At 68.4% G+C, this 11,140-nt stretch carries 9 protein-coding genes; 6 read left to right on the plus strand and 3 right to left on the minus strand.

All coding sequences use genetic code 11. The annotated features are described in order from the left end of the window. Nucleotides 1-25 precede the first annotated feature (25 nt). Entirely contained in the window at nt 26-1,060 is a 1,035-nt protein-coding gene (locus tag MKD38_RS27635; RefSeq protein ID WP_252682103.1) for a Bug family tripartite tricarboxylate transporter substrate binding protein, read from the plus strand. Between the two features lie 229 nt (nt 1,061-1,289). After that, nucleotides 1,290-3,305, plus strand: coding sequence for an alkaline phosphatase D family protein (locus tag MKD38_RS27640; protein ID WP_252682105.1), 2,016 nt, complete (start codon nt 1,290-1,292; stop codon nt 3,303-3,305). Here MKD38_RS27640 and MKD38_RS27645 read toward each other — a convergent pair. Together MKD38_RS27645 and MKD38_RS27650 are read right to left on the minus strand one after the other, a co-directional pair. After that, entirely contained in the window at nt 3,302-4,231 is a 930-nt protein-coding gene (locus MKD38_RS27645) for a 2-hydroxyacid dehydrogenase (protein WP_252682107.1), read from the minus strand. The two genes, MKD38_RS27640 and MKD38_RS27645, sit on opposite strands and share 4 nt — an antisense overlap. A gap of 2 nt (nt 4,232-4,233) precedes the next feature. Beyond that, nucleotides 4,234-5,016 carry a class II aldolase/adducin family protein gene (locus MKD38_RS27650; RefSeq protein WP_252682108.1) on the minus strand — a complete coding sequence of 261 codons (783 nt, stop codon included), beginning with the start codon at nt 5,014-5,016 and terminating at the stop codon, nt 4,234-4,236. A 137-nt stretch (nt 5,017-5,153) separates the two neighbouring features. On the opposite strand from MKD38_RS27650, the gene MKD38_RS27655 reads away from it, so the two are divergent. Further along, complete coding sequence (locus tag MKD38_RS27655; protein WP_252682110.1) at nt 5,154-5,846, plus strand: Crp/Fnr family transcriptional regulator; 693 nt, start codon at nt 5,154-5,156, stop codon at nt 5,844-5,846. A gap of 153 nt (nt 5,847-5,999) precedes the next feature. Continuing rightward, complete coding sequence (locus tag MKD38_RS27660; protein WP_252682112.1) at nt 6,000-6,410, plus strand: hypothetical protein; 411 nt, start codon at nt 6,000-6,002, stop codon at nt 6,408-6,410. Nucleotides 6,411-6,498: 88 nt separating this feature from the next. On the opposite strand, the gene MKD38_RS27665 is transcribed toward MKD38_RS27660, so the two are convergent. After that, nucleotides 6,499-7,395 (minus strand): LysR substrate-binding domain-containing protein, encoded by an 897-nt coding sequence (locus MKD38_RS27665; protein ID WP_252682114.1) that lies wholly within the window; start codon nt 7,393-7,395, stop codon nt 6,499-6,501. A 112-nt stretch (nt 7,396-7,507) separates the two neighbouring features. Between MKD38_RS27665 and phnA the strand changes: the two genes are divergently transcribed. Together phnA and MKD38_RS27675 are read left to right on the plus strand one after the other, a co-directional pair. After that, entirely contained in the window at nt 7,508-8,728 is a 1,221-nt protein-coding gene (phnA, locus tag MKD38_RS27670) for a phosphonoacetate hydrolase (RefSeq protein ID WP_252682116.1), read from the plus strand. Nucleotides 8,729-8,770: 42 nt separating this feature from the next. Continuing rightward, nucleotides 8,771-10,423 (plus strand): Na/Pi cotransporter family protein, encoded by a 1,653-nt coding sequence (locus tag MKD38_RS27675; RefSeq protein ID WP_252682118.1) that lies wholly within the window; start codon nt 8,771-8,773, stop codon nt 10,421-10,423. Nucleotides 10,424-11,140 lie beyond the last annotated feature (717 nt).

Genomic DNA, 11,140 nt, shown 5'->3' on the forward strand with positions numbered 1-11,140 from the left:
CAAGCCTTCTGCACAGGGAGACACCATGGAAGATGCCGTGCCATTCAGCATCCTTGCCTCTGCGGCCACGCCACTGACGGATCCACGCCGGCGCACGCTGCTGCGCGGCCTCATCGCAGTTGGCATGGGCGCCGCGGCCGCCCCGATGTACGCCGCCAACGGCTGGCCGGCGCGACCGATCCGGCTGGTGGTGCCGACACCGCCGGGCGGCGGCACCGACCTGTTCGCGCGCACGCTGGCGGCATCGCTGGGCCAGGCGCTGGGCCAGACCCTCGTGGTCGACAACAAGCCGGGCGCGAACGGCATCATCGGCAACGATGCCGTGGCCAAGGCCAGCCCCGACGGCTACACGCTGCTGTTCACCTACGCCGCCGCGGTGGTGATCAACCAGACCTTGCAGTCCAGGCTGCCGTATGACGGCCTGCGCGACCTGCAGCCAGTGGCGCAGATCGGCGCGGGCGGCAATTTCCTGGTGGTGACGCCGGACTTCCCGGCGCGCACGCTGAAGGCATTCGTCGAGCAGGTGCGCAAGCGCCCGGATGCGTACGACTACGGCTCGTGGGGCATCGGCTCGGGCGGGCACCTGACCATGGCGGCGCTCGCCATGCAGACCGGCATCCGGCTGCGCCACGTGCCGTACAAGGGCGTGGCGCCAATCCTGGCCGACCTGCAGGGCGGCGTGATCAAGGCGGCGTTCGTCGATACCTCGTCGTCGCTGCCGCTGATCCGCGCCGGCAAGCTGCGCGCGCTGGCCGTCAGCGGCACGCGCCGCGCCCCGGCCACGCCCGAGGTGGCGACCATGACCGAGCAGGGCTATCCGTTCGACACCGACAGCTGGTATGGCCTGTTCGCACCCGCCGGCACCAGCGCCTCAATCGTGCAGCGGCTCAATGCCGAGGTAAGCCGGCTGCTGGCGGACGCGGCCATGCGCGAGCGCTTCCTGCAGCTGAACATGGGCATGGCGCCGCCGAAGACCCCGGAACAGTTCGCGCAGACGGTGCGCGCGGATGTGGGGGTGTGGGGCAAGGTGATACGGGCCAACAATATCAGCGTCGACTGAAGCCGGGGACAAGCGCGAAGGCCGGCGCGCTGCCGTGAGGCGGCGGCGCCGCCAGCCAGTCGACTTCTTCCTATACCGATGTCGGAGCCTCACCGACAGCGCGCGCCCTACCCAGCCACTAGTATCGATTCAGAAAAACAGCACGCCCCACGAAGACCCGGTGCCGCAAGCGGCGCCCGGGCACGGCTGCGCGCTGCATGGAGACCGCAATAACAGAAGGAGGAGCGCCATGGACCGCCGCCAGTTTCTCAAGTGGGGGAGTTTCCTGACCGTTACCGTTGCCACCGGCGGGCTCAGCGCCTGCGGCGGCGGCGATGACCCGGCGCCGGAACCGGATACCGGCAATCCCGAGAACTTCAATTTCGTGCACGGCGTGGCCTCGGGCGACCCGCGCCCCGACAGCGTGATCGTGTGGACGCGCGTGGAAGGCAGCAACGGCAGGCGCCCGGTGGTGGTGCGCCTGCAGGTGTCGACGCAGCAGGATTTCGCGCCGCCTACGCTGCTGGTCAACCAGCCGCTGATGGCCCTGCCGGACTGGGACTACACCATCCGCAACAAGGTCACGGGCCTGAGCGCGGGTACGCGCTACTTCTACCGCTTCCTGCTGGGCAACCGCCCCAGCACCACCGGCCGCACGCGCACGGCAGCCGCCGCGGGCACCCCGCTGGAACAGCTGCGCTTCGCCTTTGTCAGCTGCCAGGACTGGAATGCCAACCACTGGGCCGGCATGGAAGAGCTGGTGCAGCAGGACCTGGACTTTATCGTCCATGTCGGCGACTACATCTACGAAGCCGTCCCGGGCGGCTCGCGCGCCGGCAATGTCGAGGACCGCCACACCGTGCTGCAGCTGCCCAACGGCACCGCGCTGCCGGATGGCAGCGTCTACGCCACCACGCTGGACGACTACCGCTTCCTGTACCGCAGCTACCGCAGCGACGCACGCCTGCAGGCGCTGCACGCGGCGTTCCCGATGATCGCGATCTGGGACGACCACGAGTTCTCGGACAACTGCTGGCAGGACCGCCAGACCTACAACATCACCGACGACCAGACCCCGCGCACCGCGCGCCGGCGCGCCGCCAACCAGGCCTGGTTCGAGTTCATGCCGGCCGACGTGACCCTGGACCCGGACAATCCGTCGTTCCAGAACATCCAGATCTACCGCGCCTTCACCTTCGGCAATCTGGCCACGCTGCTGATGACCGACGAGCGCCTGTACCGCGCCGACCATATCATTCCCGAGGCCTCGGTCGGCCGCTCGATCGGCAGCCTGTATTTCGTGCCGACGGCAACGCTGGCGGCGGCCGAGGCGCAGAAGATCGCGGCCGCTGGCAACGCGCTGACGCCGGTGTCGATGCTGGGCGACACCCAGCGCGCCTGGTGGCAGGACCGCATCGGCGCCGACGCCACCACCTGGAAGCTGTGGGGCAACCAGCTGTCGCTGCTGCGCATGCAGGTCGACGTACCGCTGGCGGTGGCGCGGCTGATCGCGCGCGCGCTGGTGCTGGCCAACAACGCGCTGGCCTCGCTCGAGACCGCGATCGCCAATGCGCTCGCCGACGACCTGCGCGCGGCGCGCATCGCCGGCACCTATGCCAACCTGGCCTATATCGCGCTGCGCAACGTGCTGGTGCAGGCCGGCATCGACAGTGCCACGTTCGACGCCAGCATCAAGCCGCTGATCGAAGCGCGGCTGCCGGCGGTGACGCTGCTCGAACGCTTTATCCTCAATGCCGACCAGTGGGACGGCTTCAACGCCGAGCGCAAGAACCTGATGGCGTTCCTGAAGACCAACGCCATCCGCAACGTGGTGGCGCTGAGCGGCGATATCCACGCCTTCTTCGGCGGACAGGTGATGGACGACTACGATGCCGCGGCACCGGTGCCGGTGATGGTGGACCTGGTCTCGGCCGGGCTGTCGAGCAACACGCTGCTCAGCTCCTTCCGCACCGTCGTTGATACCGACGCGGCCTTTGCCGCGCTGCGCGAGCTGATCTACAGCAACGTGGGCGGCACCATCGTCAATACCTTCGATGCCACCCTGCGCGCCTTCAACCCGTGGCTGCGGCATGCCGACACCAATGCCGAGGGCTATGCGCTGGTCACGCTGACGCCGCAGAAGCTGAGCTGCACCTTCCACACCATGAAGCCGCTCGCCGGCGGCACGGCGCCGGCGCTGCCGGCCACCGCCAGCACGCGCTTGCTGGAAGTTGCGGCAGGCACACCCGATGTGACCGTGACCTAGTAGCCGGCCTGCCGGTCCACCAGGTTCAGCAGCGCGCGCCCGTCGCGCGCGCGCCGCAGGTTGTCGAGGCATTGGCGGGCCACCAGCGGGTACGAGGGATCGGCCGCGATATGCGGCGTGGCCTCGATGCGCGGATGGTTCCAGACCGGGTCGTCCGCTGCCGGCGGTTCCTTGGCGAACACGTCCAGCGCCGCACCGGCCAGGTGGCCTTCATCGATCAGCGCGACCAGGTCGGGCTCGACCACGTGTTCGCCCCGGCCGACGTTGATCAGGTAGGCGCCCCGGGGCAGGCGCGACAAGGTGCGCCGGTCGAGCAGCCCCTCGGTGCGCGGTGTCAGCGGCAGCGTGCAGACCAGGATGTCGCTCTGCTCAAGCATGGCGTCCAGGCCGTCGTCGCCAGTGAAGTCCGTCACGCCCGGCAGGTGCTTGGCGGCGCGGCTCCAGCCGTTGACCGGATAGCCGATAGCGACGAACATGCGCGCCACCTCGCTGCCGATCTCTCCCAGCCCCAGCACGCCCACGCGGCACTGCGCGGCATCGCGCCCCGCATGGCGCTGCCATTCGCCGCGGCGCTGCTGCTCGGCGTAGAGGCCGAGCGCGCGGGTATGGCGCAGCGCCATCGCCAGCACGAAGCGGGCGATGCCGGCCTGCTGGCCAGGATCGACGATGCGCGTCACCGGGATGTGCGCGGGCAGGTCGGGCGCGGCCAGCAGCTTGTCGACGCCGGCGGTGGCGGCGCATACCAGCCGCAGGTTGGGATAGGTCGGCACCACGCCGGGCTTCAGGCCCCACGCGATGATGGCCTCGACCTGTTCCGCGACGGCGGCCTCGCGGCCGTTCCATACGGTGATGTCGGGCGCCGCCTCGCGCAGCAGCGCGGTGATGGGAACCGCCATGAACGACGGCAGGTGGACGAGGATGGCCATGGTCAGTTGCGGTAGTCGGGGTTGATGCGGTCGAGGCGGCGCAGCAGGCCGGGCCAGGCCAGGTTGGAACCCTTGCCCTTGGTGGCCTGGCGCGCCTGCTGGCCCATGTTGGCGCTGGCGGATTCCGGCACCCGCGTCAGCGCCGTGCCGCCGCTTTGCGCCAGGATCTGGATGCGGCACGCCGACTCCAGCGTGTACATGGTCAGGAACGCATCCGCCACCGTGCGCCCGCAGGTAAGCAGGCCGTGGTTGCGCAGGATCATCTGCTTGCAGCGGCCCAGGTCGGCCACCAGCCGCGCCTTTTCGTCCTCGCGCAGTGCCACGCCCTCATAGTCGTGATAGGCCAGCCCGGTCAGCGCGAACATCGCCTGCTGCGAGATCGGCAGCAGCGCGTCCTGCTGCGCGGACACGGCGACTCCGTGCGCGGTATGCGTGTGCATCACGCAGCCGACTTCGGGGCGGGCCTCGTGCACGGCGCTGTGGATGATGAAGCCGGCCGGGTTGACGTCATACGGCGTGTCGAGCACGGGCTCGCCGTGGTGGTCCACCTTGACCAGGCTCGAGGCCGTGATCTCGTCGAACATCATGCCGTACGGGTTGATCAGGAACTGGTCCGGCGCATCCGGCACGCGCGCCGAGATATGCGTGAAGATCAGGTCGTCCCAGCCGAAGTGGGCCACCAGCCGGTACGCGGCCGCCAGGTCCACGCGCATCTGCCATTCGGCGTCGGAGACGCGGTCTTTTACTGGGTCTATTGCGGCTTCGACAAGCTGGACTTGCGCCATGTGCGGCCTCCCGGGGGCATGTGAGTGAGTCATTGAACCGCTGCATTGTCCCGGCGCCCCGGCCCAAAGTCTGTTAAGTATTGGACAATCTCGGCTCCGGCAAGGAGGGCGATGTGGGGCGTCAGGTGAAGGGTAAGGTGAAGCATGCGTCGAAAGCGGACGAACCCGTGCGCGCGCTGCCGCGCAGCGTGCTGGCCAGCGGCTGGCTGCGCAACGCGCCGCCGCGCGTGCTGGATGCCGTGGCGCAGGCCGCACGCCGCCAGCGCTTTGGCGACGGCGCGATGATCTTTGCGCGCGGCGACCCGCCCACGTATTTCTGCATGGTGGTGTCCGGGCGCGTGCGCATGAGCCGGGTCAGCAGCGGCGGGCGCGAGTCGGTGTACTCGGTGATCGGGCGCGGACGCTGGTTTGGCGAGATCTCGCTGCTCGACGGCAAGCCGCGCACGCACGACGCCTTCGCCGTCGGCAACACCGAGCTGCTGGTGCTGGGCCAGCGCGATTTCCACCGCATCCTGGCGACGCATCCAGAAGGCATGCAGCTGATCGTGCAGCAGATCTGCGCACGCCTGCGGGTAGCCTTCGACCATGCGCAAAGCGCGGCGCAGGCCCCGGTCGACGCGCGCATGGCGGCGCGCCTGCTGGAGCTGGCCGACCGCACCGACCATGTGGTGCGCATCAGCGCGGAAGAGCTGGGCGACATGGTCAGCCGCTCGCGCCAGACCGTCGCCAAGACGCTGCAGGCATGGCAGGACGCCGGGCTGATCCGCCGCGCCTACCGCCAGATCGAACTGCTGGACCCGGCCGCGCTGAAGCGCCTTGCCAGGCGATGACGCCGCGCACAGCCACCCGCGTGCGCAAATAACCTGCCTTGGCCGCGATGGCAAGACTGGTTAACGACCGTTGCAAAAACAAACAGAATGTCAGGTGCCCCGGCGCTACAGTGGCCATTCCCTTGCCTGTAGGCGTTTCTAGGAGGTACACGAATGAAGCAACATCTGGCGAAATCCCTGGTCATGGCTGGCGCGATGATCGCGTCCTATCCGCTGTTCGCGCAGCAGGCCCAGCCGCTGCAGCCGAGTCAGCCGATGCCGATGACGCAGCCGATGCAGCCGATGCCGTCCACCCCGCCGACGCAATCCGCGCAGCCGATGCAGGCGATGCCCGCGGCGCCGTCGGCCGCTTCGGCCCAGATGGCTCCGGTGGCCCCGGGCGCCGCTGGCAGCTATGCGCAGGCCCCCGTGCCGCCAGCCCAGCCCGGCATGGCGCCGGTGCCCGCCGATCCGTCGCTGCCAGGCGGCACGGTGTCGGCGGTGGACCCCGCCAGCATGAGCCTGGCGCCCGATGCGCTCGGCACGCGCATGGGCCAGCGCAGCGCCTTCCTCGACGGCGCCTGAGCGCCGGCCGGCGTGGGCCCGCGGCGCGCGGGCCGCGCGCCACGCCTCCCCTCATCACGACACACGTAACAAGCGGGCGCGCCCCGCTTCAGTCTTGCCCGGCAGCCGCGCCCTGCTGCTGCAGCCATTCCAGGAAGGCGCGCAGGTGCAGCGGCTTGTCGGCATCGCGCGGCACCAGCGCATGGTAGGTGTTGCCCGGCGCGCGGATCGCGCCGAACGGCGTGGCGATGCGCCCGCTGGCGCGATCCGCCTCCAGCGTGGGAAAGGTGCCGATGGCAAACCCCAGGCTGTCCGCCACCGCCTGCAGCGTGACAAAGAAATGGTCGAAGCGCAGCGTGCGCACCGGCAGCAGCGACGCATGGCCGGCCTGCTGCAGCCATGACTCCCAACTGCCCGGCCGCGTTTCCGTATAGAGGAACACGCCCTCCACCAGGTCCTCCACCCCTTGCAGCGGCAGTTGCCGCAACAGCGCCGGGCTGGCGATCACGGTCTGGTATTCGGCAAACACCGGCATCGACTCGAACTGCTCGCCGCGCTCCAGCGTGCGCCGTATCGCCACGTCGAAGGTGCCGTTGAAGCCGGCCTCATTGCTGAAGGCGGTCGAGACCCGCACGTCGACCTCCGGCTGCAGGCGCCGGAAATCATCCAGCCGTGGGATCAGCCAGCGCATGGCAAAGGTGGCCGGCGCGTTGACGCGCACCACCTTGCGCGTGGCAATGCGGCCATAGCGCTCGGACGCCGCGCTGATCTGGTCGAACGCCGTGCTGATCTCGCGCGCGAACGCCTGCGCGTGCACGGTCGGCACCATGCGCTGGCCCTGGCGGATAAACAGCGGCTGCCCCAGCCATTGCTCCAGGATCTCGATCTGCCGGCTGACCGCGCCATGGGTCAGGTGCAGCTCGCGCGCCGCGGCCGAATAGCTGCCGGCGCGGGCGGCTACCTCAAAGATGCGCAAGGCGTTGAGCGGGGGCAGCTTGTGCGGCATTGTGAGATTTCCTGACAGAATCTGGAAAATAAACTCGATTGTGAGAGTTTATCGTCTAACTTAGCATCGGTCTCAGGCAAAACCTTTCGCCAATTCCGCCCAAAGAGACCCCATGAGCACCCAGATCCAGGCCAACGGCCATACCTACCAGCTGCCCGCGCGCCCCACCGTCATCGTCTGCATCGACGGCTGCGAGCAGGAATACATCAACCTCGCGGTGCAGGCCGGCGCCACGCCGTTCTTCGCCAGCCTGGCCCGGCGCGGCACCGTGCTGACGGGCGACTGCGTGGTGCCGTCGTTCACCAACCCCAACAACCTGTCGATCGTGACCGGCGTGCCGCCGTCGGTGCATGGCATCTGCGGCAACTTCTTCTACGACACCGAAGCCGGCGCCGAGGTGCTGATGAACGATGCCCGCTACTTGCGCGCGCCCACCGTGCTGGCCGCCGCGGCACACGGCGGCGCAAAGGTCGCCGTGGTCACCGCCAAGGACAAGCTGCGCGCACTGCTGGGCCACGGCCTGCAGGGCATCTGCTTCTCGGCGGAGAAAGCCGACCAGGCCACCCTCGCGGAAAACGGCATCGACGATGTGCTGCGCAAGGTCGGCATGCCCCTGCCGTCCGTCTACAGCGCGGACCTGTCCGAGTTCGTGTTTGCCGCCGGCGTGGCGCTGCTCGAAACCGAGCGGCCGGACCTGATGTACCTGTCCACCACCGACTACATCCAGCACAAGCATGCCCCCGGCACGGCCGGCGCCAATGCCTTTTACGCGATGATGGACAGCTACCTGCAGCGCCTCGACGCGCTGGGCGCGGTCATCGGCGTGACCGCCGACCATGGCATGAACGCCAAGACCGATTCGCTCGGCAAGGCCAACATCCTGTTCCTGCAGCAGGTGCTGGACCAGCACTTCGGCACCGATGCCACCCGCGTGCTGCTGCCGATCACCGACCCCTACGTCGCCCACCACGGCGCGCTGGGTTCCTATGCGACTGTGTACCTGCCTGCCGGCACCGACCAGCGCGCCGTGTATGACGCCATCGCCGCACTGCCCGGCATCGAACTGGTGCTGGACAAGCGCGCCGCCAGCGAGCGCTTCGAACTGCCGCCCGACCGCATCGGCGACCTGGTGGTGGTCAGCGAGCGGCTGACGGTGCTGGGCACCACACCGGCGCGCCACGACCTGAGCGGCCTCGATGCGCCGCTGCGCTCGCACGGCGGTCTGTCCGAGCAGAAGGTGCCGCTGCTGTTCAACCGCAAGGTCAGCGTGCCGGCCGGCCAGCGCCTGCGCAACTTCGACATCCTGCGGCTGGCACTGAACCACGCCGACTGAAGTAGCCAGGCCGGCCACGGCCGGCCACACACGCGAGGCGCCATGCAGATCCTGCTATCCCTGATGTCCGGTGTCGCCCTGCTGATCTGGGGCACGCACGTCACCCGCCACGGCATGCTGGAGGTGCTGGGCCCGCGCCTGCGCCTGGTGCTGGCTGCCGGCACCGCCAGTCCGCTGCGTGGCTTCCTGGCCGGCCTGGGCGTCACCGCACTGATCCAGAGCAGCAGCGCCACCGCGCTGATGACCAGCGCCTTCGTCTCCGGCGGGCTGGTATCGCTGCCGGCGGCGCTGCCGATCGTGCTCGGCGCCGATGTCGGCACCAGCGCCATGGCGCGACTGCTGGCGGTCGATATCGCATGGCTGTCGCCGCTGCTGCTTCTCGTCGGCATCGCGCTGCGCCTGTCGGGCAAGGCCAGCGTGCGCGGACAGGTCGGCGAGGTCGTGGTCGGACTCGGGTTGATCACGCTGGCGCTGCAACTGATCCGGCTCTATACCGCCCCGCTGCTGCATGCCGATATCGTGCGCGCCGTCTTTACCGCGCTCGGCAGCGACGCCTTGCTGGCGATGGTGGTGGGCGCGTTGGTGACCCTGCTCGCCTATTCCAGCGTGGCGGCGGTGCTGCTCACCGCCACGCTGGCCATGGCCGGCGTGATCGCGCCGGCCACCGCGCTGCCGCTGGTGCTCGGCGCCAACCTGGGCAGCGGCCTGATTGCGTGCCTGGCCAATGCCGGCGGCGCACCGGCCGCACGGCGGGTATCGCTCGCCAACCTGATGTTCCGCATCATCGGCGTACTGGCCTGCCTGCCGCTGCTCGATGCCGTGCCACCGTTGCTGGCGCGTCTTGGCAGCCAGGCCGGCACCATGGCGATCGATTTCCACATGGCCTTCAACCTGGCGCTGGCCGCGACGCTGATCTGGTTCGTCAATCCGGTGGCGGCGCTGTGCATGCGCTGGCTGCCCGATGCACGGCACGATGCGGAGCCCCGCGGGGCCCGTTACCTGAGCCAGGGCGACTTGCAGCATCCATCGGTGGCGCTCGGCAATGCGGCGCGCGAGGTCGTGCGCATCGGCGACGTGATCGAAGAAATGATCAGTGGCATGAAGCTCTCGGTGGTTGGCAACGACCGCGTCATCAATGCCCGCTGCAGGGCGTTGGATGACCGTATCGACGACCTGTATTCGTCCGTCAAGATGTACCTGACCGACGTCGACGCCAGCCGCCTCGACCATGACGATACCGCGCGCTGGGACGAAATCATGCTGGTCAATATCAACCTGGAATATGCCGGAGATATCGTCGAGCGCATCCTGGCCGACCTGGACCAGCGCAAGCTGAGCCGCAACTACCGGTTCTCGGACGAGGGCAGCGCGGAGGTGCTTGAGTTGTGCGACATGCTGGTCGCGAACTTGCGGACCAGGCTATCGCTGTTCGTTGCCAACGACCGGGAAGCCGCGGGATTGCTGCGCGAGTGCGCCAGCGATTTCCAGGCACGCGCCGAACGCTTCATTGCGCGCCACATTGCACGTGTGGCGCAACGCCGCGCTGCCAGCGTGGAGACCAGTGGCCTGCATCTGGACGTGCTGCGGGAGTTGTCGCAGATGAATGCGCTGTTGTGTGTGGCACCGGCGGGTGTCCCTGGCGTTCTGCGTGGCACGGTTGGCGAAGGCAGGCCGATTCTTGCGGCTGGTGGTTGAGGGTGCGCGAAGACCTGTCTGGCGTGTTGCCATGCGATTGGTCGTCGCGCTTGGCTGGCGTGGCTGTTGCGCCGGCGTAGCTCTGCGACCTACCTTTTTGTCCGACGTTGGCGCTATTTGGGGTGGTCGCTGTTGGTGACATGCTCTCGGCTATTGAACCGCCTGGTTCCGCCCTGCTGGGCGGGTCACTTTTTGGCCGAGCGCCAAAAAGTAACCAAAAAACGCGTCGCCTGTGCGGCTGGCAATCAATTTGACGGCGTGGGTGGTTCGGGCGGTGGTGCTTTCCGTTTGGGCGTGGGTGCCAGTTCGGCCCTGCTACGCTATGTGAGTCAGGGGCGGTGCCTGCGATCACCCACTATTGAACAATCCCAATGAGGGTGTAGGCAGCCTGCTGCCGGCCGTATCGCGGGGACGCCTACGGCTGCTGCGCGGGCTCAATTGCGCTGGCCGGGCATTTGGCATTTGCGCGATTTCGCCCCACGTCACCGGTCGGCAGCGCCAAGCGAGCGCAGCGACGCGTACCGTGCCAGTGCCCATGCCCCGCGATAGGGCCGGCGCAGCAGCCGAAGGCGTTCCTACGACAAGTCCAGCAGCAGGGGCCACTCCGCGCTCTGGGCTCGTTCAACCATCATTCCAACGCCCCTCCCACCGTAGTGCACCACCGCGGCAGGCAGTCCCGCTATGTGAGGAAGCCAAGCCCCGTACGAAAGCCCCCAG

Source organism: Cupriavidus sp. WGlv3 (assembly GCF_023952475.1).
GTDB lineage: Bacteria > Pseudomonadota > Gammaproteobacteria > Burkholderiales > Burkholderiaceae > Cupriavidus > Cupriavidus phytorum.